Source organism: Cohnella thailandensis (genome assembly GCF_014212135.1).
Lineage (GTDB): Bacteria > Bacillota > Bacilli > Paenibacillales > Paenibacillaceae > Cohnella > Cohnella thailandensis.
This window is the reverse complement of sequence record NZ_JACJVQ010000004.1, coordinates 99,876-126,682: the sequence shown is the minus strand read 5'-3', so window position 1 is coordinate 126,682 and position 26,807 is coordinate 99,876. Positions and strand designations below refer to the sequence as shown.

The 26,807-nt window shown below is 54.8% G+C and carries 26 protein-coding genes; 6 read left to right on the top strand and 20 right to left on the bottom strand.

Annotation, left to right across the window (positions count from 1 at the left end):
* The first annotated feature begins 25 nt into the window (after positions 1–25).
* The 5 genes from H7B67_RS04695 (at position 26) to H7B67_RS04675 (ending at position 4,137) form a co-directional block, all read left to right on the top strand.
* Positions 26–517, top strand: a complete 492-nt coding sequence (locus H7B67_RS04695; protein WP_185118641.1) for a pyridoxamine 5'-phosphate oxidase family protein — start codon at positions 26–28, stop codon at positions 515–517.
* A 183-nt stretch (positions 518–700) separates the two neighbouring features.
* On the top strand, positions 701–1,270 hold the full coding sequence (locus H7B67_RS04690; protein ID WP_185118640.1) for a sigma-70 family RNA polymerase sigma factor: 570 nt from the start codon (positions 701–703) through the stop codon (positions 1,268–1,270).
* On the top strand, positions 1,227–2,309 hold the full coding sequence (locus H7B67_RS04685; protein ID WP_185118639.1) for a hypothetical protein: 1,083 nt from the start codon (positions 1,227–1,229) through the stop codon (positions 2,307–2,309). The genes H7B67_RS04690 and H7B67_RS04685 overlap by 44 nt, the downstream gene beginning before the upstream one ends.
* Positions 2,306–3,295, top strand: coding sequence for an ABC transporter ATP-binding protein (locus H7B67_RS04680; RefSeq protein WP_185118638.1), 990 nt, complete (start codon positions 2,306–2,308; stop codon positions 3,293–3,295). Before H7B67_RS04685 ends, H7B67_RS04680 begins: the two co-directional genes overlap by 4 nt.
* A complete protein-coding gene (locus tag H7B67_RS04675) occupies positions 3,292–4,137 on the top strand; it encodes an ABC transporter permease (RefSeq protein WP_185118637.1) in 846 nt (281 codons plus the stop codon). The genes H7B67_RS04680 and H7B67_RS04675 overlap by 4 nt, the downstream gene beginning before the upstream one ends.
* Before the next feature lie 7 nt (positions 4,138–4,144).
* On the opposite strand, the gene H7B67_RS04670 is transcribed toward H7B67_RS04675, so the two are convergent.
* From H7B67_RS04670 to H7B67_RS04600, 15 genes are all read right to left on the bottom strand, one after another.
* Entirely contained in the window at positions 4,145–5,416 is a 1,272-nt protein-coding gene (locus H7B67_RS04670) for a prolyl oligopeptidase family serine peptidase (protein WP_185118636.1), read from the bottom strand.
* A gap of 35 nt (positions 5,417–5,451) precedes the next feature.
* Positions 5,452–6,345 (bottom strand): carbohydrate ABC transporter permease, encoded by an 894-nt coding sequence (locus H7B67_RS04665; RefSeq protein ID WP_185118635.1) that lies wholly within the window; start codon positions 6,343–6,345, stop codon positions 5,452–5,454.
* A gap of 13 nt (positions 6,346–6,358) precedes the next feature.
* Positions 6,359–7,264, bottom strand: coding sequence for an ABC transporter permease (locus tag H7B67_RS04660; protein ID WP_185118667.1), 906 nt, complete (start codon positions 7,262–7,264; stop codon positions 6,359–6,361).
* A 99-nt stretch (positions 7,265–7,363) separates the two neighbouring features.
* Positions 7,364–8,896 carry an ABC transporter substrate-binding protein gene (locus H7B67_RS04655; protein WP_185118634.1) on the bottom strand — a complete coding sequence of 511 codons (1,533 nt, stop codon included), beginning with the start codon at positions 8,894–8,896 and terminating at the stop codon, positions 7,364–7,366.
* A gap of 91 nt (positions 8,897–8,987) precedes the next feature.
* Positions 8,988–10,586 carry a response regulator gene (locus tag H7B67_RS04650; protein WP_185118633.1) on the bottom strand — a complete coding sequence of 533 codons (1,599 nt, stop codon included), beginning with the start codon at positions 10,584–10,586 and terminating at the stop codon, positions 8,988–8,990.
* On the bottom strand, positions 10,583–12,352 hold the full coding sequence (locus H7B67_RS04645; RefSeq protein ID WP_185118632.1) for a sensor histidine kinase: 1,770 nt from the start codon (positions 12,350–12,352) through the stop codon (positions 10,583–10,585). Before H7B67_RS04645 ends, H7B67_RS04650 begins: the two co-directional genes overlap by 4 nt.
* A 206-nt stretch (positions 12,353–12,558) precedes the next feature.
* Positions 12,559–12,792: a TIM-barrel domain-containing protein gene (locus H7B67_RS04640; RefSeq protein WP_185118631.1), complete on the bottom strand. Its 234-nt coding sequence runs from the start codon at positions 12,790–12,792 to the stop codon at positions 12,559–12,561.
* Positions 12,793–12,893: 101 nt separating this feature from the next.
* A complete protein-coding gene (locus tag H7B67_RS04635) occupies positions 12,894–13,379 on the bottom strand; it encodes a MarR family transcriptional regulator (RefSeq protein ID WP_185118630.1) in 486 nt (161 codons plus the stop codon).
* Between the two features lie 35 nt (positions 13,380–13,414).
* Entirely contained in the window at positions 13,415–14,329 is a 915-nt protein-coding gene (locus H7B67_RS04630) for a DMT family transporter (protein WP_185118629.1), read from the bottom strand.
* A 15-nt stretch (positions 14,330–14,344) separates the two neighbouring features.
* Positions 14,345–15,844 (bottom strand): monooxygenase, encoded by a 1,500-nt coding sequence (locus tag H7B67_RS04625; RefSeq protein WP_185118628.1) that lies wholly within the window; start codon positions 15,842–15,844, stop codon positions 14,345–14,347.
* A gap of 21 nt (positions 15,845–15,865) precedes the next feature.
* Entirely contained in the window at positions 15,866–16,267 is a 402-nt protein-coding gene (locus H7B67_RS04620) for a RidA family protein (protein ID WP_185118627.1), read from the bottom strand.
* A gap of 47 nt (positions 16,268–16,314) precedes the next feature.
* Positions 16,315–16,668, bottom strand: a complete 354-nt coding sequence (locus tag H7B67_RS04615) for a hypothetical protein (RefSeq protein WP_185118626.1) — start codon at positions 16,666–16,668, stop codon at positions 16,315–16,317.
* A complete protein-coding gene (locus H7B67_RS04610; protein ID WP_185118625.1) occupies positions 16,668–16,994 on the bottom strand; it encodes a nitrile hydratase in 327 nt (108 codons plus the stop codon). Before H7B67_RS04610 ends, H7B67_RS04615 begins: the two co-directional genes overlap by 1 nt.
* Positions 16,995–17,023: 29 nt before the next feature.
* A complete protein-coding gene (locus tag H7B67_RS04605; RefSeq protein ID WP_185118624.1) occupies positions 17,024–18,013 on the bottom strand; it encodes a carbon-nitrogen hydrolase family protein in 990 nt (329 codons plus the stop codon).
* Positions 18,014–18,172: 159 nt separating this feature from the next.
* A complete protein-coding gene (locus H7B67_RS04600; protein ID WP_185118623.1) occupies positions 18,173–18,952 on the bottom strand; it encodes an IclR family transcriptional regulator in 780 nt (259 codons plus the stop codon).
* Between the two features lie 279 nt (positions 18,953–19,231).
* Here H7B67_RS04600 and H7B67_RS04595 point away from each other — a divergent pair, with 279 nt between their 5' ends.
* Positions 19,232–19,963: an alpha/beta fold hydrolase gene (locus H7B67_RS04595; RefSeq protein ID WP_185118622.1), complete on the top strand. Its 732-nt coding sequence runs from the start codon at positions 19,232–19,234 to the stop codon at positions 19,961–19,963.
* An 83-nt stretch (positions 19,964–20,046) separates the two neighbouring features.
* Here the strand turns inward: H7B67_RS04595 and H7B67_RS04590 are convergent, their stop codons facing one another.
* The 5 genes from H7B67_RS04590 to H7B67_RS04570 form a co-directional block, all read right to left on the bottom strand.
* Positions 20,047–21,357 (bottom strand): ABC transporter substrate-binding protein, encoded by a 1,311-nt coding sequence (locus tag H7B67_RS04590; RefSeq protein WP_185118621.1) that lies wholly within the window; start codon positions 21,355–21,357, stop codon positions 20,047–20,049.
* A gap of 43 nt (positions 21,358–21,400) precedes the next feature.
* A complete protein-coding gene (locus H7B67_RS04585; RefSeq protein WP_185118620.1) occupies positions 21,401–23,608 on the bottom strand; it encodes an alpha-galactosidase in 2,208 nt (735 codons plus the stop codon).
* A gap of 35 nt (positions 23,609–23,643) precedes the next feature.
* The gene (locus H7B67_RS04580; RefSeq protein WP_185118619.1) at positions 23,644–24,474 is read right to left on the bottom strand and encodes a carbohydrate ABC transporter permease; all 831 of its coding nucleotides are present in this window, start codon (positions 24,472–24,474) and stop codon (positions 23,644–23,646) included.
* Between the two features lie 14 nt (positions 24,475–24,488).
* Positions 24,489–25,400: a carbohydrate ABC transporter permease gene (locus tag H7B67_RS04575; RefSeq protein ID WP_185118618.1), complete on the bottom strand. Its 912-nt coding sequence runs from the start codon at positions 25,398–25,400 to the stop codon at positions 24,489–24,491.
* A gap of 80 nt (positions 25,401–25,480) precedes the next feature.
* Positions 25,481–26,806 (bottom strand): extracellular solute-binding protein, encoded by a 1,326-nt coding sequence (locus H7B67_RS04570; RefSeq protein WP_185118617.1) that lies wholly within the window; start codon positions 26,804–26,806, stop codon positions 25,481–25,483.
* Position 26,807 lies beyond the last annotated feature (1 nt).

The window sequence follows — 26,807 nt, the reverse complement described above, 5'->3', positions numbered from 1 at the left end:
CTCTTAATGGAAAAGGTGATGCGAAATGACGAATCTTGCCTCCGCCGACCAGGAAGCGATCGAGAAAGTCCGCGAGCTGATCAAAGACATCGATACGGCGATGCTCACGACGGTATCCGACGAAGGGCTGGTGTCGCGGCCGATGAGAACCCAGGATGTCGAATTCGACGGCGACCTCTGGTTCGTGACCAAGAAGGACACCGGCAAGTTCCATGAGCTGCTTCGGAACCGACAAGTCAACGTGGCTTACGCGGGCAAGTCCTTCGTGTCCATTCGCGGCGAAGCCGAACTCGTGGAGAGCCCCGAGAAGCTGAGGGAATTCTGGAATCCGGCTTACGAGGAGCTGCTGGAAGCCACCGCCGACGACCCGAACCTCGTTCTCATCAAGGTCAAAGCCGAGACCGCCGAGTACTGGGATACCGGAAACAAGTTCAAGATGGCGAAGTTCCTGTTCCGCAGGCTGATGGGCAAGAATACCGAAGGCACGGATATCAACCGGCTCGTGGAATTCCAGTAATATAGGATTAGCGGCAAAAACCCGCAAGAGGCGAGCTTCCTCGCACTCTGTTGCGGGTTTTTGTCATGAGCGGAAGGGATTCGGCATCGTCGGAGAAAATAAATAAAGCATTCCATTATTTCCCCCTGCTATAAAACCGGCTCGGCATCCGTCTTATAAGCGAAAGGAGGGGACGGCGGCGACATGGAGGAAGGCGCGCGGGTTCCCGAGCTGTTCCGGCGCTTGTTCCGGGAGCATTACCCCGGGGTGGCGCGGAAGCTTTATGCATTGACCGGCGATTACGCGGCGGCGGAGGACTTGGCCCAAGAGGTGTTCCTGCGGCTTTACCGGAACCCTCCGGAACGGCTGGAGGCCGTCGGTGCCTGGCTGCACCGGGTGCTGACCAGGGTAGGCTACGATTATTTAAGGCAACGGGCGTCCGACAAAGCCTTGCTGGCCAAGGAAACCGCCCATGCGGCGACTAGATCGGACGGCACCGTCCCCTCGGGAGAGACGGAGATCATCCGCGAGTGGGAGATCGAAGTGGTCCGCCGGGTGCTGCATAAGCTCTCGGATCGGGACCGAACCGCCCTTCTGCTTCGGGAGGAAGGGTACAGCTACGAGGAAATCGCGAATCGGCTTGGAGTGAGTCCGAAGATCGTCGGCACGCTGCTGGCCCGGGCGGGCGAACGGCTAAAGAAGAAGTACGGACAGGAGGAGGAGCGGAGCGATGGCGGACGAAACGAAGCGGACCGGCGGGGAAGCGGTTTTTGATCCGGATCGGGCTTGGGAGCGGTTCGAGAGACTCGCTGCCGGGGAACCGATTCCGGCGATTTGGCGGCAAGCGAACGAGAATCGGTATAGGGACGATAAGGATGGGGCGATAACGATGAACCAAACGGAATCATTAAGCTTGACGAAGGATAACGGGGCGTACGGGAACTGGAGAACGGAAAGGCCGGCGAAGCGCAGGCTGCGGAGAATATCCGCCGTTGCCGCCGCGGCCGCGGCGGCCGTCGTCCTGATCGCCACTCCGCTCGGCGACCGGGCGCTGGGCGCCATGCAGCAAACGTTCCGAATCCAGAACATGGTCGGAGTCGGAATCACGGCAGACGACTTGTCCTCCATCTCCGGCTTGCTGGAGCGCGGCTCGCCCGATGGAGAACGGAGCTTCGACTTGGCCCAATACGGCACCTTGACCCAATCGGGCGGCGGGGAAAGCCGAACCGTGGCCTGGGAAGAAGCGGAGAGCCGGATGGGCTCTTCCCTGCTCCGGCTGGACTCATCCGCCGCTCCCTCCTTCCAACCGGCGGCTATGCTTACCTTCCGGTTGAACGCGAAGGCGGTCAACCGGCTGCTCACCCGTTTGGGCGGAACCACCGAATTGCCTGACGAAGCGGACGGCAAATCCATCGCGCTCAGCATCCCGGACGGCGTCGCCTCGGAGGGCGAGCTGGCGGGCAAGCCGGCTCGGCTGCTTCAATTCGGCAAGCCGGAGCTGACGGTGGAAGACGGCATCGATGCGGGGACCGTCCGCGAGGCGATCTTGGGGCTGCCGGTGCTGCCGGACAGCCTGCGGACCAAGCTGGCCGCCATCGGCGATTGGCAGAGCACGCTCCCGATCCCGGCCCGGGACGGCGTGACCTCCAGCTTCCGGCTGGACGGACGCGATGCGGTCATGACCGCGGACGACAACCGTCGCTACCTCGTCTGGCTCGACGGAAGCCGAATCAGCCTGCTTAGCGTTACTACGCAGGACTTCCCGACGGAAGCCGCCTTCCGGCAGGCGGCGGAGGAGCTTGTCTCGCCATGATGATGATCGATACGGAGCAATTGACCAAGACCTACAACGGCCGCGGGGGCTGCCGCGGCATCACCCTGCAGGTGCCGCAGGGCTGCATCTTCGGCCTGCTGGGCCCCAACGGCGCCGGCAAGAGCACCTTCGTCAAGATGCTCGCCGGCCTTCACCGCCCGGATTCCGGGCGGGCCGCGGTGCTGGGGCATCCTCTGGGCCGGGCGGAAGCAAGGCGCAAGCTCGGGTATTTGCCCGAGCTGTTTCGCTTTCAAGACTGGCTGACTCCGGAGGAGGTGCTCCGCTTCCACGGCCGGCTAGGCGGGCTTAGCTCGAAGGACGCTCGGTCTTCGGCCTTCCGCAGCCGTATCCGGGAAGTTCTGGAGCTGGTCGGGCTCTCCGAAGCCGCGGATCGCCGGGTGGGCGGCTTCTCCAAGGGAATGCAGCAGCGCCTCGGTCTCGCCGCCGCCCTGCTGCTCGAGCCGGAACTGGTTATCCTGGACGAACCCGCTTCGGCGCTGGATCCTGTCGGCCGCTACGAGATCCGCAGCCTGCTGAAGAAGTTGCGGAACAAGGGCGTGACCGTTTTCCTTAACACCCATCTTCTCGAGGACGTGGAGGAGCTGTGCGACGAAGCCGCCTTCCTCTACGGGGGCGAACTGCTGGCGGCAGGTCCGCTGCATAAGCTTCTCGGAAGCGCCCAGGATGGCAGCGCCGGCGGAATGGGGTGGCGCTTCCGGCTCGGCGGCTGGCTGCCGGAGTCGTTGGCGGAAGTCAGAGACGCCGCAGGCGACGAGCTCTCTTCCGCGCTGAGCCTGGTCGAGTCCGATCCGAACGGCAATGCCCTCCTGTCCGCGCGCGTCGCCGACCGGGAACAGGCCGGCTATCTGGTCTCGGTATTCGTCCGCAGCGGACTCACGCTCTACGAAGCCGGACCCGAGACGAACAGCCTGGAGGACTGGTTCATCCGGATGGCCCAATCCAGGCAAGGAGGCGCTCCGCAATGACTATGTATATGACAGCAACGCTCAAGGAGCTGACCCGCAAGCGGGTTTTTCTCGTTACGCTCATTCTGACTCTCATCTTCATCGTTCTGTTCGCTTTCGGAGTACGGGAGCTGACCGGCCCTTCCGGGCTGACTCCGATCTCCTCCGCCGAACGGCTGCTGAACAGCATGGTCATGCTCGTGCTCGGCCTTTTTTTCTCCCAATTCCTGGCTGCCTTCTTCGTGCTCTTCACGACCATGGGAACCGTCACGGGCGAACAGGAGAGCGGCCTGCTGCTGGCCGTTGCCGCCCGCCCCATCCCCCGCTGGAAGCTGTATCTGGCGAAGTGGCTGGGCCACGCCGTCTGGATCGCGGCCTATAGCGCCGTCCTGTTCGTCGCCGTCGTCTGGACCGTCCGCAGCCAAACCGGAATTCCCTTGCTGATGGATGAGGTGCTGCGCAGCTTCGGGCTGTTCCTCTGGATGCCGCTCCTGCTCCTCTCGCTGACCATGCTCGGTTCCGTCTATCTGCCGATGCTGGGCAACGGGATCTGCTCCGCCCTGCTGTACGGCTTCGCTCTCTTCAGCGGGCTGATCGAAGGAGTCGCCAGCTACGGGGATTCCCACCCGGCGGTAGGCAAATTCGTCTTATTGACCGGTCTTATTCTGCCCACCGACTCGGTTTATCGAAGGAGTCTCTACGAGCTGGTGGGAGGAGGAGATTGGGCGGGGCTGGCGATATCGGACATGGGTCCGTTCTCCATCGCGAGCGTTCCGTCGAACGCCTTCCTCCTGTATTCCGTCTTGTACGCGGCGGTTCTGCTTCTGCTCGGGTGCCGGGCGTTCAGCCGGAAGGATCTGTAGCGCTCGGTCAACGTTTCCTTTGTTGCGCCAGCCAATCCATCAGCGTCATTTCCTTGCCGTTCTCCACGACCGGCTTGCCGTCGTAATCGAGGCGGCAGTCGTCGTTCAGGGCATGGATCCAGGAGAAATGTCCGTTGTAGACGTACGGCTCTTCCCCGTCCTCCGTAAACAAGCCATGGAGATCCGCGACTTGATCGAACAACGAGAAGTGCGCGTTCTTCGCTCCGGCCTCGATCAGCCGCTCGTAGGTCGGCACGGCCGTCTCGTCGGGTTTGACGATCGAATCGTCCTTGGAATGAGTAAACCATATCGGCAGATGCTTAATGGCCTCGAGCTGGGCATCCCCGATCGTTTCGTCGTACAGAGCCTCGCATACCGGATACGCCGCGGCGAAGTACTCCGGATAATCCAGGATCATCCGCATGGTCATAAAACCGCCGTTGGAGCATCCGCCGATATAGATTCGGTCCCGATCGATCGCCGCATCGTTCTTGGCGACGAACTCGTCGATCAGCGCCTTCAATGCCTTGCCGTACATGGATTTGCCCGTTCTTCCGTACTGTCCGCTACCATCGTCCAGCCAGAATGTAGGCGCCTGAGGAGCGAGGACGAACGCTCCGCCGAACTTGGCCTGGATATCGTCGCCGGCCAGGCTCACCACCTTGTTGCCCGCATAGGCGATCGTCGGATCCTGTCCGCCTTCCCCTCCTCCGTGGAGCCAAATAAGAAGGGGCCGTCTTCCGTTGCCGGTCTGCGGGACGAAGTAGCCGTATTTTAAAGGCAGCTCCTTATAAGACGAGATTCCGTGCAGGAAGGGCTGCGCTTCCTTCATGCGATTGTTCGCGCACTTATCGAAGACCAAGCCGGAGAGCGCCCCTTGTTCGCTAGGAATCTCCGCAATCTGGGTAATTCGGTAATCGCAGATGACGAATTCGTTCATTCCGTTCGGCGCGGCGATTCGCGACGTGACATCCAACGGCCTGTTCTTCAGTTCCAGCGTTACGAAGGCCCCCTCTTCCTTACGTTCGCCATTGGAGTCGGACGGATAGGCGTCCTTAACCGCGCAATAGCCCTTGCTCGGCACCTTCTTGTCCATCTCCGACCAGCTCAACGGAAGCATCAATAGATTGCCTTCCGCGTCCATTCGCTCCCCATAGACGTTAAAGCACTCCGGTCTCACCGCTGCCGCCTTCACGTTCGAGTTCACCGGCAGCACCAATTTCTTCACGAAAGGACCGAAGTCGGTGACCTCCGTGATCGCGTCGTAATATTTTCCCATTGTAGCTCCTCCTTTAATAGATTTCGGCTCCTCGCTCATCCCTTCACCGCTCCGATCGCGATTCCTTTGACGAAGTACTTCTGGAAGAACGGATAAGCGAGCAGGATCGGAACCACCCCGATCACGACGATCGCCATCCGGAACGAAGCGGTAGGCAAGTCCATGGAGCCGGAGGCTTGCGCGCTGAGCGCCGGATCGGTGGAGAGGAATTGAATATCCAACATGATTCGGTTTAAGATGTTCTGCAGGCTGAACAGCTTCGGATTCGTAATGTAAATGAGGCCGTTGAACCAATCGTTCCAGTAGGCGATTCCTTGGAAGAGGCCGATCGTGGCCAAGATGGGCAAAGACAAAGGCAGAACGATTTTATAGAAAATTCGGATTTCTCCCGCCCCGTCGATCTTCGCCGATTCGAGAATGGCCGGGGGAATCGTCGTCATGAAGAAGGTCCTCATGAGCAGAACGTTAAAGCCGTTAAGCAGCAAGCCCGGTATGAGCAGGGCGGCCAAGGTGTTTTTCAAGTCGAATACTTGCGTGTAAACGAAGTAGGTGGGAACGAGGCCCCCGTTGAACAGCATCGTAAAGAAGACATAGAAGGCAAGCGGATGGCGGTAAGGAAGATCCCTTCTCGAGATCGGATAGCCGAGCATGGACGTCATGGCCAGGCTGAACGCCGTTCCCGCGACGGTGATCAAGATCGTGATTCCGTACGACCGCAGGATGTCCGTCGATTCGTTCCACAGATAACGATAAGCGTCCAAGCTGAACTTCTCCGGGAAGAAGGAATAGCCGCTCTGCATGATGACCTTATCGTCCGTGAAGGAAGAAGCAAACAGCAGCAGGAAAGGCAGAATGCATGCCGCGGAATAGATCAGCAGGACGGTATGTCCGCCCCATTGCCACGCCCTGGCTTCGCGGTTGTGGTTCATCTGGTATCCCTCCTTAGAAGAGCGCGTTTTCCCGGTTGAATTTGCGGACGACGTAGTTCGAGAGCAGCACCAGAACGAAGCCGACGAGCGACTGGTACATCCCCGCCGCGGAAGACATTCCGATATCCCCCAGCTGCATCAATCCCCGGTAAACATAGGTGTCGATTACGTTGGTCGCGTTGAAGAGCGAGCCGGAATCCATCGGAACCTGGTAGAACAGACCGAAGTCCGAGTAGAAAATGCGCCCGATCGCAAGCAGCGTCATCATGGTGATCACCGGAGCGATGAGCGGAAGCGTAATGGAGCGGATCTGCTGCCGCTTGGAAGCTCCGTCCAGGGTAGCCGCCTCGTAATATTCCTGATCGATCCCGATGATGGCCGCCAGATACACCACGCACAGGAACCCAGCTCCTTTCCAGGTATGGATGAAGGTCAAGATATACGGCCAGTACTTGGGCTCGTTGTACCATGCGATTTCGTCCATCCCGAATAAGGGAAGCACCGTTTTGTTCAGGAAGCCGGTGTCCATGCTCAATACCGCATAACCGAGATAACTGACGATGACCATGGAGATCAGGTACGGCAGCAGAACGACGCTCTGATAGAATCGCGCCATCAGCTTGCTTCTGATCTCGTTGAGCAGGATGGCTACGCCGACGGCGACGATAAGATTCAGGACGATAAACGCGCTGTTGTAGAGAATGGTGTTGCGCGTGATGACGTAAGCGTCCGAGGTCTTGAACAGGTATTCGAAGTTCTTGAATCCGATCCAATCGCTGCCCAATATCCCTTTGCTGAAGTTAACGTCCTTAAAGGCGATGACCAGGCCGAGCATGGGAAGATAGTTGTTGATCAACAAATACAGCAATCCCGGGATCGTTAGCAAATATAGCGGAGCATACGTCTTGAGCAGCCGCATTCGCTTTCCGGCTTTGCGATTCTCCACTCTGGGTGCCTCCTCTTATCCCTTGTGTAGGACGACCCGATCGAACAAGCCGACCGGGTCGCTCTTGAGCGCTTATCCGTTTTGCCGCTTCCATTCATCCAGCTGCTTCTGTTTCTCCGCGATGATCTTCTCGATGCCGGAGGATTTCAGCTTGGCGATGAACTCGGGAAGGATCTTGTCCGGGTCCACGCTGCCGGTCTCGAGCGGCAGGGCATATTGATTGATCACGTTCGTCACCGCGGCGTATTCCGTCTTGACCGGGGAGGCGTCGAAGGAGAAGCCCAAGGCCGGAGAGCGAACGGCGTTCGCATTATATTCCGCCATCTTCTTCCACAGGTCCGGATCCTCGCCTTCGAAAATATAGGATTTCAGCTGATTGCCGAACATCCAGCCGAGGTTCAGGTTGTAAGCGACGGTAGTCGCGTCCACGCCTTCCGGATAAGCGATGATATTCTCCGATTTCTTCACGTAGTCCTTGCCTTCGATGCCCCAGTCGAACAGATTGATGATCTCCGTATCGCCGTACATGAGATTCAAGAATCGCATCGATTTCTCGGGATTTTTCGCGCTATAAGGGATTCCCCAGTTCACCGAGGCTACCGAAGAAGTTGTCGCATAGGCCTGGGTCAGCGAGATGACGGTCGCCGGCTCTTGGTATTCGAGCGAGGTCTGCCTCTCGTAACCGGGCTTCAGATTGGACAGCCGGGCGATTCCCTTGCCGGCCAAGATCAGCGCGTTGCCGTTATCCTTATTGGTGGCGGAATCCTTCATGATATAGCCGGCTTGGTACCACTCGCGCATCTTCTTCACGAAGGCCGCATATTCGGAAGACTCGTACAGATTGGCGACGGTCAGCCCGCCGCCGAAGTCCGGCAGGACGCCGATCGAATCGCCCAGCGGATCGAACCATCGGTGGCTGGCCAGGAAGGAGATTCCGGCGGATTGCGGCACGAGAATGGCGGGCAGATCCGATTCTCCGTCTTTAATCGTCTTGAACAGCCCGTCCAGGTCGTCGAGCGTCTTGATGGACGTTGGATCGATCTTGTATTTGTCGATGTACCTCTTCAGGATGGATAAGCCGTAATCGACGGCCATCTCCTTGTTGGAGGGCACGGCGTACGTTTTGCCGTTGATGGCGGTCGCTTTCAAGAATTCGGGGTCGAAGGTCGCGACGATATCCGGGCCGTGTTCGCCGAGCAAGTCGTCGAGCGCAAGCAGCTGGCCTTTGGAGACCATCCCGGTAAACGACGTTCCGCTCACGTAAATCAGGTCCACCTTCTCGTTGCTGGTCAGCATCAGGTTGGACTGTTGCGACCAGGCTCCGATGCTGATCGGGGTCAGCTTGACGGTGGCGCCTATTTTTTCTTTGGCTATGTCGCTGATGGCTTTCTCCACTTCGGGCATATTCGAGGGCACGGCGCCGAATATCGGGAAGGCGACGTTGAGCTCGTAGGCTTCCCCCGATTCGCCCGAGGACGGCTGCGAGCCGGCGGATGGCGACGAGGCGCTCGAACCTCCGGATGAAGAGTTATTGGACGAGCAAGCGGCAAGAACGGACAGGCAGACGATCAACAGCAGCGCGAGCCATTTCTTCGATGCGTTCATGGAACTCCCCCATTAATTGTGGTGTGTTTCTAAACCCATTTTAGTCCTGCAGGGATAGGCCCACTAATCCAAACTCGACCTTTTGCTTGCCCTATCTCGACCTGCTCTGCGTTCGCTTCGTTCTGTATTCGCTAGGATTGAGGTCGGTATGCTTCTTGAACAATCTCGTAAATGCCGAAATGCTGCTGTATCCGACCTGCAAGGCGATTTCGGTTACGGGCAGCTCGGTCTTCGCCAGCAGCTCCTCCGCGACCCGAAGCCGCTCTTGCCACATGTATTCCTTCATGGACTTGCCCGTTTCTTTCTTGAACAGCCGGTCCATATAGTCGGGATTCAGGTAGAATTGGGCGGCCAGCGCTTCCCGGCTCAACTCCCGATCCAGATGGGCGTCTATATACCGGCATGCCTTCTCGACGACGGAATGGGATTGCTCGATTTCTTGCACTTGGCGGATAGCTTTTTCCGTCACGTGCTTGACCCAATCCAGCATATCCGGGATGGAATGCGGGGCTTGTGCGGACAATTCGGCCGAGATCGAGTCCCCGAACAAATGCCTGGCTTCGATATTTTTCTGCTGCAGGAAGGCAAACAGAATTTGCAGGAAATTTTGATGAAAATGGCCGAGCGACACCGCGTCGAAGCCCGAACGGTTCGCGAGCGAGTTCAAATAGCGCTCCGCTTCCTGAATCAGCTGGCTCTTGGAGCCTTTGGTCAGCATGACGTACCAAACCTTCATATCCGGCATCGGAGCCGTGCTCCGCGGTTCCTCCGATGCTCCCTGAAGAAAGACGCGATTATCGTAGGAGACGTTGTTCGCCTGGAGCGCGAGAAGCTGGCGAGTCCGGCTCGCAATCTCGTGAACCGGCGTCGCTTGTCCGATGTAGCAGGAGAGGTCGCAATAAAAATAAGGCCGGCAGGATTGAATATAAGCACCGAACAGAGTTTGCAGCCGTTCCGGGCAGGGGGCGCTTCCCGGCTGGACGGGAATCAACGCAAGCAGCTTGCGGCCGTCCAGCGTAATCACGATGGCTTGCGAGCCCCATTCGCGAATCGATTCTTCGGCCGCGTTCTTCAACGCGTATTCCAGGATCTTCTCGTCCCGGGACTGAAGCTTCTTGTGCCATCTTTGGACATGGATCAGGACCGGCCAGACCTTCATATCGGCAGGATAAGGCATCTTCCGTTCCCGGATCGCCTGCCGAACCGCCGATTCGCCCGGGGGAATCACGAGATGAACGAGGTCGAGCCAGAACCGTTCGATGAACAGCGGATGATGCTGCACCCAGGATCGGCTTTGCTCCGCCAATTGATTTTGCTTGCGGATTTTATCGATGACCTTAAGGATAACCGCTTCCAATTTCTCCGGCGGCACGGGCTTCAGGATATAATCCGAGCTTCCCAGTTCGATGGCTTGGCGGGCGAACGCGAAGTCGGCATGGCAAGTCAGAAATACCGATTCCGTAGAAAGAGAATGCTCCTTCACCCAGACCAGCAGCTCCAATCCGCTCTCTTCCGGCATCTCGATATCGCATAGCATGATATCTACTTGATCCGCACGAAAAATCTCCTTGGCCTGCCTGGCGTTATGCGCCGTCAAAACGGCTGAGACTCCGATGCGCTCCCAATCCAGCGACAGCTTCAGTCCATTGACGATAAAAGGCTCGTCGTCCACGATCAGCAATCGGGTCATGTCCTGTCCTCCTTTGCATTCTTCGGTTCCGCTTCCTTCGACTCCGGCTGGAAGGGCAAACGAATGATCACGACGGCTCCTCCCGGCTCGTCGTTGGAGAAATCAAGCCGGGCCTTGCTTCCGTACAGCAACCGCATCCGATGCCAAGCGTTCCAGATGCCGATATGCTCCCCTTGCTCGTCGACGACGCGATTTCCTTCTCTCAGCTCCCGCAGGATCTCCTCTTTAAAGCCTTTGCCGTTATCCCGGATTCGGATTTGAAGATAAGGCTCGGGAAGAGAATCCTCCATGCGGATGTCCACGGCGATCCGGAGCGAACGATCCAGCGAAACGGCATGCTTCGTGGCATTCTCGACGAAGGTCTGGATGATCAACGGAGGAATATGGACTTTGTCCATCTCGCCCGATGCATGAATCTCGAACTTCAGGTCCTGCTGGAACCGAAGCTCGTGAATCCGCGCGTAGTTGCGGACATGCTCCAATTCCTCCATCAGAGGAACGAATGTCAGGTTGCTGCGGAACATGTACCGGAAGTGCTGTACGAGAAGCAAGCTCATCTCCTTGATCGTTTCGTAACTTCTCGTCAAGGCCAGGTTATAGATAATAGAAAGCGTATTCATAAAAAAGTGAGGATTAATCTGCAGCTGCAGGTGCTGCAGCTCCGCCTTCTGTTTGTTCAGCTGCTCTTCGTAGACGCTGATCTTCAGCTCTTCGATCTGGGCCATCATCCGGTTGAACGTCGAATTCACCAGCTTGAATTCGTTCGACGTCGGATAAGGCTCGATCCGGAACTTGAAGTTTCCTTCCCCGATCCGTTTCATGACGGCCTCGATTCGTCTCAGCGGAATCAGCAGCGCCTTTCTCAGAAACAGCAGGAAACCCGGCAGAAGAACGATTCCTAAGGCGGAAATAAGGAAGACGACGCGGTTCAGGTAAGGCAGATTCTGAAGGATAACCGAATTGGGGATTAGCGCCACGAGAGTGAAATCGGCGTTCTGAGACCGTTCTCCCACGACCAAGTATTGTTCCTTGGACCCCGAGAGGTAGTAGCCGGACATGTCTTGCCGGAAGTCGATGTCTTCGGTATGGACTTGGCTCGTCCGGATCATGACATCGCCGTCCGAACGGAGCAGCAGGGAGCCTCCCTTCTCTCCGAAATGGATCAACGAGAGCGGGAGCGTGATGGAATCCGCCCGGACCCATGAGCCCACGAGGATATCTCCCACTAGCATCATCCGCATCAGATAGAACTTGCCGCCGATCGTTACGGTAAACCAGTTCGGATTGCGGACCGCTCCCCATTCCGGGTCCGAGCGCACGCCGTCGCGGATGAACTTCCGTACGGTTTCCTTCTCGCTCAGATCGATCCGTCCGTCCGCCACGTCCATCAGATCGTCTTCGGCGATCGAGTACACGAAGAAGGCGTCCGTCTTGTAAATCAAGATATTGTTGGACAGCTTCGCGGACAATCTCGATTTGGACAGAATGTAATCGTCCGAATTCTGGGGCAAATCCATGATCTGCACGTCCATATCGGAAGAGACTAGCGAAATCAAATACTTATTGACGTCTTCCAACCCGTTGTCGATCTCGCGCATGTAGAGAGACAGCATGTTTTTGTTCGAATGGGCGACTTGGTCCCGGACCACATGGATCGCGTAATAGTTGTTGTAAAACAGCAGCGCGATGAGCGGAACCGTCACCAACAATACGCTGATGACCAGCTTGACGCGAATCGAATTCCATTGAATATGCAGCTTGCGCATGCAAGAAGCCCCCCGACGTCTAAACTTCCCTGTTGCCCTATCACTGCTCTTCCAATTCAATAGAATCATAGAATGTTTTAAGCGTTTCCGCTATGTATATCTCGACCAGTTTGATTGCCAAATTCGACTTGACGAGTAGCGGGCTGGCAAAGAGAAAAGCGCGTCAATCGCCTAGGCAGGCCATCGACACGCTTGTAGGGAAGGAATTATTGCTTTCGGTACCACGGCAATCTCGACAGCGGAGCGTCGACCTCAAGCTCGCACGGCCCTTCGACCCGTCTGCCGTCGTCGCCTAACCAGGTGCCGGGCGGGAAAGCAATCCGTCTCGTTGCCGCCCCCTTCTTCAAGACCGGGGCGACCAGGATGTCGCTTCCCAGCATGAATTGATCGGTCACCCGTTCAAACCCGGCGTCGGGGAACTCGTACGCCATATGCCGCATGATCGACTCGCCGATGGGCCAAAAGCGATGCCGACCGAAAGGATGCTCCAATTGATTCAAGCGGGCGGTTTCTAAGTTCGATTAGCGCGGTGCTCAACATGTTAATAATCCCACTCCGCTAAGTCTTGCATTAGACTTCTCGCAAAATCAAGCTGTTCGTTGGTGTATTTATCCAGAAAGGTCATGAATCGTTCTTCAATTTCATGATGAATTCGATTGTGAATGAGATGAACCTTCTGGCCCTTTGGAGTCAAGCTATAATGCACTTCTTTTTTATTATCGTTAATCTGCTGTCTCTTGACCAACTCGAGCTTCAACAGCTTCTTGCTAATTCTGGTGATTGAGCCTTTCGTTAATCCGGTTTTTTCGGCAATGGAGGTTACATTAATAGGAGAGAAATCTCCGATACACGCGATAAGGTGAATATCCGACAGCGTTAATAGGCTCTTCTCTCCGAGCTCCTTCTCGAACTTCTGCATTTCTTCGCGCATGCGGACGGCAAACTTGCTATCCCTCATCTCCTGCTGACTGACAAGATGAATGAAGTTCTTGAATATCCACTGTTTAGATAGATCCGCCGGTTGCATCCGTTTCGTCTCCCTTGGACTGACTCTCCTCTCCATTATACATGATTGTTTTGAGGGAAACATTCCGAGCGGCTCCGTTTCGCCGTTCTCGTCGACCATAAAATCCCGCATATCGTGGCTAAGGCGCCAAGCATCTGAGCAACGCCTATGCTTTCGCCTGACAATGCCGATATGGCCATCGTGGAGATGGGGACGATATTAAAGAACAAAGACGTTTGATTAGCGCCGATCCGCGCTATCCCTTGATTCCACCATAAATAAGCCAGTACGGAACAAAACAAGGCCATAAAGATCACGGCTAACCATGCTTCCAGGATCTTTGCAGAACTGGCGTCCCCCGTCGCAAATGAGGAATAAGGGAGATAGAACAAGGCACCTATTGCCATCGTTAGGGCGGTTGTCGCAAGAGGCGAACCGTTGCCGACGTATTTCTTGCCGAGGATTCCATACAAGGCCCAAAGGGCAGTCGCAAGCAAGACGTATAGATCCCCTGTCGAGATCAACTCCAGCTTCGTCAGCGAACCGTTCGTAAGGACGAATAACACTCCCAAGAAAGAGATTGCGATTCCCGCTAGCTGACGAAGGTTGATTTTCTCTTTTAACAAGAAGACGGACAGGCAAAGGGTAAGCAACGGATTGGTGGCCGTTATTAAAGACGTATGGATGGGGCTTGTGGCCGCTAACCCTTTAAACAAGAAAATATTCATTAAGAAGATTCCGATGAGCCCCATTAAGAGATAAATCCACGCATAGGGCTTTATCGAAGACCAGGCAGGTCGTTCCTTTATCCAGTATAAAACGAGAATGACCAAGCCAGCTATGATAAATCGCCAAGCGGCTACTTGGGTCGGGCTCATCACTTCTACGGCGATCTTGCCGGCATTAAAGTTTGCTCCCCAAAAAATGGCCGATAACGTGAGCGTAAGATAAACAACCGGAATTTTCTTCATAAGCATTCCATCGGCTTAGCCTCTGCCGATTTGCTTGATTCCTTGCTCGATTCGGGTAAGGATATCGGCTTCGGCCGCCGAGACGGCCCATGCGATATAACCGTCCGGGCGGATCAACGCGGTATGCACGTTGTCCCAATCATTGGCTGGTTCAGCCAAGCTTGCGCTTATAACGTTGAATAGGCGATGCGGCTGATCGCTTGCAATGACTACAGCATTGGAATCCGAAGCGAGATTCAGCAATACATATTTCCCGTCCCGGAATAACTCGTAAATGCTGTATACATCGCCATTCGCCGAACGCAATTTAAGCTCCGCAAGACGGCGTCCGTTCAGTCGATGGGACGAGACGTTCTCTCCCGCGTTATACTTAACGTCTACGGCCGCGATCTGGCTCGCTAAGCGGTAATTCGCTTCCGGGCTTTCCAACAAGTCCGATATCAATCGGCGCAGGTGAATCGTTGTAGGGGAGAAGTCGGTTCCGAACAGCAGGGTCTGCACTCTTGTGTTCCGAAGCAATGCCGTATTGACGGGGAACCGTTCCTCCTGGTAAGTATCGAGCAGCCCTTCGGGAGCCCACCCTTTCACTTCGGCGGCAAGCTTCCATCCCAGATTCATGGCTTCCTGCAAACCCACGTTCATGCCTTGTCCGCCGGCCGGAAAGTGAATATGCGCGGCGTCCCCCGCAAGGAACAGTCTTCCTTCCCGATAGCGCTCGGCTTGACGCGTCGCATTGCCGAATCGGGTCATCCAGTAGGGGTCGGAGATTCCGTAGTCCTCTCCCAGCATGCGGATCATTCCCGCGCGGAGCTCTTCCAGAGTGACGGGCTCGTCCTTCGGGATCGATTTTCGGTCCGGATCGATAAAGACGACGCGGTGCAGCTCCTTCGAGACGGGAACGATCATAATCATTCCTTTCTCATTAAAGCTGGATACGACGCTCGTTGGCGGCGGATTCTTGAGTACGACATCGCCCTGTACCGCTGTAAGGGTCGCATCCGTTCCGATAAAGGCAATGTTCGCCTGCTTGCGTACCAAGCTTCCCGCTCCGTCGGCGCCAACCGCGTACGCTGCCGTTAATGTCATCAGCCCGTTAGTCCCGAAGGCGCTAACCTCGACGGAATCGGGGGTTTGATTCACCGACAATACTTCTATTCCGCGGAGAATGTCGGCCCCCAATTCCTTCGCTCTCCTCTCCAGTACCTTCTCCGTCTCCGACTGGGCGATAAACAAGGAATAATTCGAGGAAGAATCGATTACGGTGAAGTCCAACCGGGTTTCCAAGCCTGCGAAGTGGCCGGTTGGGAGCGGTTTGCCGATCTTCAGCAGCTCTGATTTCAATCCCCGCAAATCCAATATTTCCAAAGTCCGGGGATGAATGCTTAGCGCTCGCGAATAAGGCGTAGTCGCTTCCAGCTTCTCCAATACGCAGACCTTGACGTCGGCCAGTGCGAGCTCCCCAGCCAACATCATTCCGACCGGTCCTCCGCCGATTACAATAACGTCATAGTTCATTTCTCGTTTCTCCTCCCTTCGTTAAGATACGGTTACGATCGCGTCGACTTCCACTAACCATTCCTCGAAGCCAAGAGCCTGAACGCCGATAAAGGTGCTGGCCGTAAGCGGCCACCGGTCGCCGAATACTTCGAAGCCCGCCCTAAAGATCGAATCGACCAACTCGGGCTTATGGTTCACGACATGGATCTTCATCTGCACGATATTCTCCGGTCCCGTCTCGATGGCTTCCAATGCAAGCTTTAGATTCGTAAACACCTGCTTCGCTTGCAGCCCGTAATCTCCCTCTCCGATGAGCTCTCCCTTCTCGTTAAGAGCAACTTGCCCGGAGATAAAGGCCAACCGTGAAACGGGAGCGACGACGATCTGCGAGATCAGGCTCGTCACGGTATTCGTAAGGGTTGCCGGATTTATTTTCTTCATTGATCCATTCCTCCAGTTTTGTTTCGAACAAAACAATATTAGTTCGTTTAGCGGGATCGCTCGACTACGTTAGAGCGCATATCTCGAAGAACCCAGGTTAAGGAATCGTCCGGGATCAAATACCCTCCTACGCCGTCCGTAAACAAGATGTCATAGATGCGGCGGCAGGAAGCATCCAATGCCTCATCGCTCGTATCTTGATCTATGGGCGACGGGAGGAGGATCGTTATCGTATCCGGTTCCTGAGAAACGACTTCAATTCGGAACTCCCCTTCCGGTACCGTACCTGGCCCATAATACTCATTCAACCCTGCTCTGGGATCGGTAATTAATCGTTGGCGGGCAGCCCGGTCGCGTTGCAGCAACCGGTAATGGGCGGTAAAGAGATCGTGTTGATCCATTAAGGATTATTCCTCCTGTAGCTTTGTCGCATCGCCAAGAGCTGAACCTTCAGCTTCTGTGGCATGATCCAAACGAACAGTTCGGCGCTCTGCCATAAATCCATTTGGTTAATGACCGTTTCGGCTTTGTCCTGCTCTTCGGATAAAGGCGGAATCACGTAATAAAGCGTATCTCTCCTTTGACGCCGAATGTCGAGCTTAACGCCATCCGGCACTTCAACCCCGATTTGCGCCAGCGCTCGATGCGGATCCGTTTCGATCATTTCCGCAAACAAAGGGTCTCTCCAAGCGAGTTCGGTTATTTTCCGTTCAAGGCTGCTATTCATGGGTTAATAATTCCTCTCGAGAACTGACGTTAGCTATTATGAATAGCTTCGTAACCGATAACGTTCGGCTTCGATTCGCCTATCACTTTTACGGGTTCATGAACGGATTTGTCAAAGGTTAAACTTAAGAAGCCGGGAGTGGAATAATGTCCCGCATGATCGATCAGGAATTTACCGGGTATGATTTGTTTGAGATCGATGTCCGCGTACACGATCCCCTCCTCGTCATGCTCTAGCGTATTGCTGATCACCTGACCGTTCGGAGCTATGATTTGGGCGAAGCCGTAACCGATCTTCATATAGTTTCGTTGATACTCGGTTTCCCCGAGCATATCCCTCATCTCTTCCGTCCAAATCTGCGAAGCCAACAAACAAAAGGTTTGATTGGAGATCGCATAGTACTTCGTTGCAATCTCGCATACGTCGATGCCGAACAAATGGCCGTCAAAAGGTAATCCCGTTGGCCAGGACGCGACATGGACCTGCTCGTTCATCGAGGCCATTGCCGAGATGTTCAGCGGGATCAGATGCTCCCAGCACTGCAATCCCCCGAGATTGCCGTATTCCGTCTCGAACACCGGCATCATGCTTCCATCGCCATCGCCCCAGATTACCTTCTCCGCATTCGTGGCTTTTAATTTCCGGTGTTTGCCGATCAAGTCGCCGGCAGGGTTAAACCATAACTGCGTCAGATATAAAGAGCCGCGATCCTTCTCGGTAACGGATACGCAGAAGTAAACCTTGTTTCTCTTGGCGGCTTCGGATAGCTTCCGAATGGATGGACTCGGAATTTCTACGGAGTTCTCGTACAGCCTGACGTAATACTTCATTCCATAATCGGCATTGCCAAGCCATATCCACCAAGGGTACCCCGGTACAAACGCTTCCGGAAATGCAATAACCTTAGCGCCGTTAGCCGCGGCCTCGTCCACGAGTCCGCATGTTTTGTCGATCGTGGCCTCCAGATCCAGATAGACGGCGGCAGCTTGAACGGCAGCGGCTTTGAAGGTTTGATTCATTTTCCAACAACTCCTATTCCGTTTTAATTATTCACTATTGGTGAATACGATACACCATATGTGATTTGAGCTCAGTATAATTTAACTTGGTATTTCATGCAAGGAAAACTTACATAAAAAAAGACACCGCCGGTCGACATGACCGCAGTGCCTAATCCCCTATGTCAGTTGTTTGGTTATCTGAGAGGCTTTCTCCTTGAGCTTGAGCACATCATCGGATGTTGGACTAATATCGATCTCGCCTGCGAATCCGATGAGGCAAAGAGCGGCAACCATGTTGCCCGTATAGTCGAAAATCGGGCTTGCTACCGACATGCTCCCCGGTATACCCGCAAACGGCGTATTCCGGAAGGACACCCGCTCCTCGCGAATCGTTTGCAATTCCTGATTTACCGTTTGCTCATCGAGTTGATAGTTGTCGATCTCCCGTTGGACTAACGGCCGAACCTGCGCGGAAGGGAGAAAGGCGGCAAAGCACTTGCCAAGAGCCGTCATTAACAAGGGAAAACGGTATCCGGCTTGAATTTCGACTTGTATCGGCTTATCGCTCCGTTCGTATTCGGCAATCATCGGGCCTTCTTCGCTCCAGATCGCAAGCGCGACGGAGTGATTGATCTGTTTGCTGAATTCGCGAATATGAGGTTTAGCGATCTTGGCAACATCGTATTGTTGGAGCGCGACCAGGCCCAACTCGATTAACGCAGGCCCCATCGCGTAAGTCGAGTCTTTTTTATTCTGAATAAGAGCGCCGACTCTTATAAAACTAACGAGATACTTGTGAATTTTATTCTTCGGCATCTCCAAACGTTTGGACAGCTCCGATACGGACAAAGGAGCTTTCGCCTCTTTAAAACATTTCAGTATGGAAAACGCGATCTCTAGGGATTGGATTCCCTGAGAGGAGGAGCTTGATCGAGTTGGAGCTTCCATCTCATTCATACATTCACCCTGCTCGGCAGTATTGTTCTAACCCAATTAAATGTTGAGGTTGTCTAAATAGTAATGGATTTGATATTCCTGCGCAAGGAAAGGACATTGGCATGATTTAAGGCCATCCCGATAGGTTCTCGTCTCGACTCTCGCTCTTGTAAATTAAGTTGACATCCATATTGAAAATTGTTGCAAAATTAATATTGGCCTATATAATGATGTTAAAAACATTCACATATAGTGTTTTAGTACACTTATAGTGAACGATAATGGAGGAGTGAACGTACTTTGTTTGAAGATGCAGAGAATTCAAAGAAACCGACGGTTGTTCTCATTCATGGTTCTTGGCTAGGGGGATGGAGTTGGAGAGAGGTCGGCAGTCGATTGACAGCCGAAGGGTACCGCGTTTTAACCCCTACTTTAACCGGGCTTGGCGACCGCAGCCATTTGCTGACCGGGGACATTAATTTATCCGCGCATATCGAGGATATCGTAAACCTCGTCTTGTTCGAAGACAGGAAGAACGTTGTGCTGGTCGGTCACAGCTATGGCGCAATGGTTGCCGCGGGCGCCGCCGACCGTTTGTTCGATCGGGTCCGTTGCGATATCGTTATCGTAGACGGGTTTATTACCGAACCCGGCGAGTCTGTCGTAGACCGTTATCCGGATGTATACTCCCTCATGCGGTATTTCTTGTCCGCGGACCCCTCCTTGGTTGAGCCTCCGCCCCTGGAGACATTCGGACTGAACGATCCCGCAATCTCTGCGGCCATCGCTCCTTACCTAACCCGAATGCCGCTTGCCACTCATATGGAGAAGCTCAACTATTCCATGGATAAACAAGCGCAAGTGTCCCGTACTTATATTCGTTGCACGGAATTCCCCATGTTCCATCAAACGGCTTCCAGCGCAGCCGCACAAGGTTGGCATAGCTTAGAAATCAACGCAGGTCACTTGGCTCCGATCACTCATCCGAAACAAATCGCCGACTTGATTAAGGCTTCGATCCGATTAAAATGATCTTCATCTTCTCTACGACGAGATCGATACCGGATAGGCAGCGGTCATTTACTCGCAAGTTTGAATCTTTTCGATATCCTTAATCACTCATTAGCCAACCGACGTTTCTCGGCCGCCTCGTCGATAACAAGCTGAATCTCCTTCAGAGCAGCCTCCAGGCTCTGTCCGGCTAAGTAGCGATTGACCGCTTCTTGGATCTGCGTCTGAAGCGTTTCGGTCGAAACCGTATGCGGCCAATAGAGGGCGGCGTCCTCTCGGGTCACGGCGTTCGCGATCTCGGCCGCTACCGGGTTGTCTATGTGCGCAGACACAACGGAGGGAACGGCCGAAGCGCCTGCGGCCAGCTTCTCCTGAGTGGCTCTACCGGTCATAAAGGCGACGAATTTCTTCGCCTCCTCGGGGTATTTCGTCTTGGAGCTAATAACGCGATAAGTGCCTACATTTATGTTAGGGACCGTCTTCTCCCGTCCCGGAACCATCATAAAGCGGATGTCATTGCCAGGATTGCGCTCCTGGATACTTGGAATGTCCCACGTCCCCGTTATGATCATCGCCGCCTCGCCTTGACCGATCAGGTCCTTCGATTGTTCATGCTTAAGGTTCTGCCAATCGGGCGGAACGAACCCTCTGTCGATGATGTCCTTATGCATCTTAATGGCCTCGACGAAGATCGGGTCCGCGATGCGGACTTCTCCCTCTTCCAGCTTCCGCGTCCATTCCTCGTCCGCTCCGTTATTGGACATGATGGATCCCCAGAAGAATTGGGCGGTCGACCACTCCGAGTCCATGGCGATCGGGATTACTCCCGCTTGCTTGAGCTTCTCGCAGACGAGTAGGAACTCGTCCCAAGTCTGCGGCACCTCAAGGCCGAGCTTATCGAATAACGTCTTGTTATAAAGCAGCCCGTCGCTATGCATGACTTCGGGAGCGCCATATACCTTGCCGTCTATCGTTACGGGCTTTAAGGAATTGGGAAAGAAATCGGCCAAGAACTCGGAATCCGTAAGATCCAGATACATGTCGCCCCGGAGCGCCCTGAACTCCTCGAACAGGCTGGGAGACCAGGTATCGAATACGTCCATCTGTTCGCCGCCGAGCAATCGGATCTTGATCCCGGCCGTATAGTTGTTGTTCTGGATAAAGTCGGCCTCGATCTTGATCGTCGGATTCTGTTCCTCGAACTGCTTGATCGCGTCGTAATAGACTTTGCCCGCTTGAGCCGTATCCAGCAGATAGCTCGAATAACGCAGAGTAACCCGCTTATCCGACGTCTCCCCGTTCTCGGTTCCGCCGATCATCGAAGTATCCGCATTGCCGCCCGTATTGCTGCATGCAGACAAATTCAGCGCGATAAGCGCGATACTTGCAAGCCGTCCCCAGCTTTTTGCGTTCATGATGCGAAGACTCCTTTGGCCATCCTTCTTTGCCCGATTCCCGTTACTGTTTCTTTAAATAATAGAGACCAGAAGCAAAGTCGCCCCCGCCGCCGCACAGTTCTCCCTTGCGAATGACGATTCCCGCGTTCATTAATTCATCGCCATAGTGAACCCGTTCGGGATCGTCGTTGATACGATAATCGAATTCTGCGGCGAGACCGGCCAGCTTCAGACGCTTCCAGCCTTCGTTGACGCCGTTCAGAACTTGATAATAACCGACGAGCGCCTCGGTTCGGTCCTCGGAGACAACGATCCAACCGGTCGACTGGCCCTTAAACGGACTGAGCAATCGATAGAAGATCCCCTTCTGGATAAGCTCCCTATGCCGCTTGGCGAAAGCGACCTGCTTGCGGACGGCCTCCCTCTCCTCGCCGGTGAGATGGTTCAAATCAAGCTCATAGCCGAACGCGCCGAAATAAGCGACATTCGCTCTGGTCTCTAGAGGGGTAATCCGACCCAACTGCTGATTAGGCACCTCGGATACATGGGCTCCCATGCTGCTCAGCGGATAGACGAAGGAAGTGCCGTATTGAATCTTCAAGCGTTCGACGGCATCCGTATCGTCGCTGGTCCACGTCTGGGGAGCGTAATAAAGAATGCCGGGATCGAAGCGCGCACCTCCGCTCGAGCACGATTCGAATAAGATATGCGGGAATTCCGTCGTTAAGCGTTCGTATAAATCATACACTCCGATGATGTATTTATGGAAGACCATCCCCTGCTCGGAAGAAGGGGCCGTCGCCGAATAGCACTCCGTTATATACCGGTTCATGTCCCATTTCACGTAGCTGATGGACGCTTCCCTAAGAATCACGGACATCCGGCGATAAATCTCGTCCACGACTTCCCGGCGGGAGAAATCCAGAACATGCTGATTGCGGGAAGGCGAAGCCGCGCGGCCCGGCGTTTGGATAATCCAATCCGGATGAGCCCTATACAAGTCGCTGTCCTTATTCGCCATCTCCGGCTCGAACCAAAGACCGAACTTCATTCCCATCGCTTCGATCTGGCTTGCGAGCCCTTGAATGCCGTTCGGAAGTTTCTTCCGATTCACGCTCCAGTCGCCGAGCCCCGCTCGATCGTTGTCGCGAGCGCCGAACCATCCGTCATCGAGAACGAACAGCTCGATTCCAAGCTCCTTCGCCGTACGGGCAATGCCCAGAATCTTCGCTTCGTCGAAATCGAATGAGGTCGCTTCCCAATTATTGATAAGAATCGGCCGTACCCGATCCCTCCAGAGGCCTCGCGCTAATCTTGTTCGGTATAAGCGATGGAAAGTTTGGCTCATTCCGTTCAGGCCGGAGTCCGAGTAAACCATGACGGCTTCCGGAGTTTGAAAACTCATCCCCGGAGCGAGCGGCCACTCGAAACCGTCGGGATGAATCCCCATTAACAGACGCGTCGAATGATGGGTATCCACTTCCGCCTGCGCTAGGAAGTTGCCGCTGTAAACGAAGCTGAAGCCTAAGGCCTCTCCCGAATTCTCATCCGTATTCGGACGCTTCAGCGCAAGGAAAGGATTATGCTCCGCGCTGCTTGCCCCGCGAAGGCTATAGATCCCTTGCACTCCTTGCTTCAGCTTGCCGGCGACGACATGCCGTTCCCGGCTCCAGGCTCCGGCGAGGTTCACCATCTCGTAGTCGTCGTCCGGAAGATCGACGCAGAGGCTAAGCGCGCGAGTCAACACGAGCGGCCGGCTTCCTCGGTTGACGAATCGGGCATGCCGCGCGAGAATCGGTCCATCCCTGAAGATCGTATAGCTAAGAATAAGCTCCGCATCGATCAAGGCATCATAGAGCGCGATCTCGAGCGTTTCCGCTTCCTCAGGTTCCTCCACGTAGGTCGCCGGCAAACCCGCCAGCTTCTTTTTCCCTTGGAAAATAGCATGGGAGCGATATTCGAACTGGGTAATCCGACTTCCGTTCTCCTGTTTAATCTCGAATGCCGGATACCGGAAGTCCGTCGTCCCGTAGGAAGGGTATTCCTGCTTCGTATGCTGAAGGGACAGCTCGTAATCGTTCTCGAACACGTAGGCGGCAAGCGACCGAAGCTCTCCCTGAAGGAGATGGCCGAACGATTCCCGGTGCTTCAGCTTCTTGCCGAAGTAGAGATTGCCGAGCTGCCCGTTGCGAAGAATCTTGACGATGTAACTGATGCTGTCGTTGAATAAGTGGAACTCTCGGGAAGACTCGCAATAGAGAATGGACATTTTTCTCCTCCTGTTAAGACGGATTCGTCGACTCCCTACAGCTTGCCGCCGGAAGTCGCGACCCCTTCGATAAATTGCTTCTGGAAGATCACATACAGGATCAGCATAGGAACGATCGCGAGCACGGAGGCCGCCATCAGTTCCGGATAATCGACCGAATAGGCTCCCTGAATCTTCGCAAGCGCGGAAGACAAGGTCGCCGCGTTCGAATTCGTGTTGACGATCATCGGCCACATCAGGTCCTTAAAGGCGAACAACGCGGTAAAAATCCCGAGCGCGACCATCCCCGAACGTACGAGAGGAAGCATGATTCGGACGAACGTCTGCCCGATGTTGCAGCCGTCCAGTTTAGCCGCCTCCTCCAGCTCCTTCGGCAATCCCATGAAGAACTGGCGAAGCAGGAAGGTGCCGAACGCGCTCACGAGTCCCGGGAACAGCAGCGCGAAGATCGTATTGCGCATGCCGAGCGAGTCGACCATCAGGTATTGCGGGATGATGAAGATCTGGGTAGGGACCATCATCTGGAAGAGGACGAGCCCGAAGAAGAAGTTGCGGCCGGGGAACTTCAGGCGGGCGAACGCATAAGCGGCCATCGCGCTAAACACGATGGAGCAGACGACTCGCAGCGCGACCATGGCGAACGTGTTCCAATAAAGCCGTGGGAAGTTGTTCTGCCGCAGCACCTCCGAATAGTTCTCCCACTTCCACGCCGATGGGAAGAAGACGAACGGATTCATGGAAGTAGATTCCGTGACGGACTTGAACGAAGTGAGCAGCATCCAGACAAAAGGCATTATCATGAGAATAGCGCCGACAACGAGCAGAAGATGAACAAAGTATCGGGGCATTCGATTCGTCCTGACCATAGGATTCGACCTCCTTACATGTAGTTGACCCATTTCTTCTGCGCCCTCATCTGGATGAAGGTAATGATCAGGATGATGGCGAGCAGCAGAATGACGATCGCGGATCCGTATCCTTTGTTCGAATACTTGAAGGAATTGTTATAGAAGAGATACACGAGAGAAACGGTATGTTCATAGGCCGGGCTCGTCACGTCGATCATCATGTAGATCACGTCGAACACTTGCATGGCCTGAATGATCGAAGTTACGACAACGAAGAACAGCGTCGGCGACAACAGCGGAAGCGTAATGACAAAGAACTGCCGGAACCGGCTGGCTCCGTCGATGTCGGAGGCTTCATAGAAGTCTTTGGGAATCTCCTGCAGCCCCGCCAGAAGCAGAACCATGTTGTAGCCGATGACGCTCCAGATTCCGATGATCGCGATCGAGATCAAGGAAAGCTTCGGACTACCTACCCAATCGACGGCGTCCGCGCCGATTCGGGATAGAAGGTAATTGATCAACCCGAAATGCTCGTTGTACAACCATCTCCACACCATCGTCACCGCAGCCGGCGCGGCAACCATCGGGATGAAGTAGATCGTACGATAAATCGACTTCCCGCAGATTTTCCCGTTGAGGAAGACAGCTACAATCAGGGAGATAGCGATGCTGGTCGGAACGACAAGCAGGGCATAAAGCAGCGTGTTGCCGACCGAATGCCAGACCTGAACGTCGGAGAACATCTTGCGGTAGTTGTCTAGGCCGACATAGATATTGCCGCGGCCGAAATCCCCGCTCTTGAAGAGACTTAAATAAGCAGTCTGAATGATAGGGATGATGTTCAACACGATAAGTCCGATGATCGTCGGCGCGATCAAGAACCAGCCCCAGGACCATTCACCCCATGTTTGCTTGGAGATTCTTCTGGCTATCTGTTTGTTCATTGGTTCCCTCTCCTATCAAATTGCGGCAACCGGAAGGCTGCCGCAATGAGGTGTGGCTTCTTATTTCCCGCCCATTCGTATTACTTCTCTTGAGCCAGGCTTTCGTTCATGATCTTAGCCGCGTTCTTGGCCGCTTCTTCAACTGTAGCTTTGCCCGTGAACGCCGGTCCAAGTGCTTCATAGGCCTTGTCTTCCCATACGGCCGTCGTGTTCGAGTAAGGACGGATAACGCCGTAGTCGACCATATCGACGAACGCTTTGATATTGAACGTCTTATTCGAGGATACCCATAGATCCGCCGCGCCATTGTAGGCCGAGATGGCGACGCCAAGCTCGGCTTGACGATCTTGTCCCTCCTTGGAGCTTAGGTACTCGACGAACTTCCAAGCTTCGTCCGGGTGCTTGGTATTGAATGCGATTGCGTTGCCCAATCCGTTATAGATCGAAGCCTGCTTCTCCTTCTTAGGCAGAACGGCGACGTCGAAGTTCTTCGCCATGAATTCGTTCGCGGTGAAGCCGGACAGGTTCCATGAACCGAAGTAACCCATTGCCACCTTGCCGTTCTGGATCAGCTCGGCGCGTTCGGCGTCGTCGAATACGGCGGGAGAGAGGCCTTCTATGACGAAGTTGACATAGAATTCAAGCGCTTCGATCGTCTTCGGATCGTCATAGCCCGACTTCTTGTCGTCCGTGATGATCGTGCCGCCGTTCTGATAGACGAAGTTATAATAGCCTTCTTGATTGTGCAGCGGAGCGAGGAAGCCGTAGACGCCGTCCTTCGTCAGCGCCTTCGCCGCGCTGTACAGATCGTCCCACGTCCAGGATTCGTCCGGATGCTTCAAGCCTGCCGCGTCGAACATCGTCTTGTTGTACCATAAGCCGATCGTGTCGAAGTCTTTCGGAACCGCGTATTGCTTGCCTTGGAAGTTGTAGATTTGATTCAAGCCTTCCGGGAAGTTCTCCAGCTTGACCGCTTGGCTGCTCGCGATTCGGTCATTCAAGTCGAGCAGCATTCCGTTAGACGCGTAACGATAAATCTCGTTGGAGTGCATCCAGAAGACATCCGGCAGCGAGCCTCCGGTCGCTCCCGCTTCAAGCATCGTCCAGTAATCGGCCCAGCCCGTTACCTCGATGTTGATCTTGATGTTCGGATTTGCGGCTTCGAACTCGTCCGCGATCGTGCGCAGCCCTTTCTCCTGGTTGGAATCCCAGATTGCGTAGGTCAGCGTAACCTTCTCTCCGCTTGCCGCTTGGCTTGCGGGAGCGGACGACGACGCGGATGGCGATGCGGACGGCGTAGCCGACGGACTGGCGGAAGAGCCGGAATTATTGTTGTTGCTGCCGCATGCCGCAAGAGCGGACGCCGCTAGTCCAAGAGTTAGTGCTACGGATAAACTTTTTTTCACC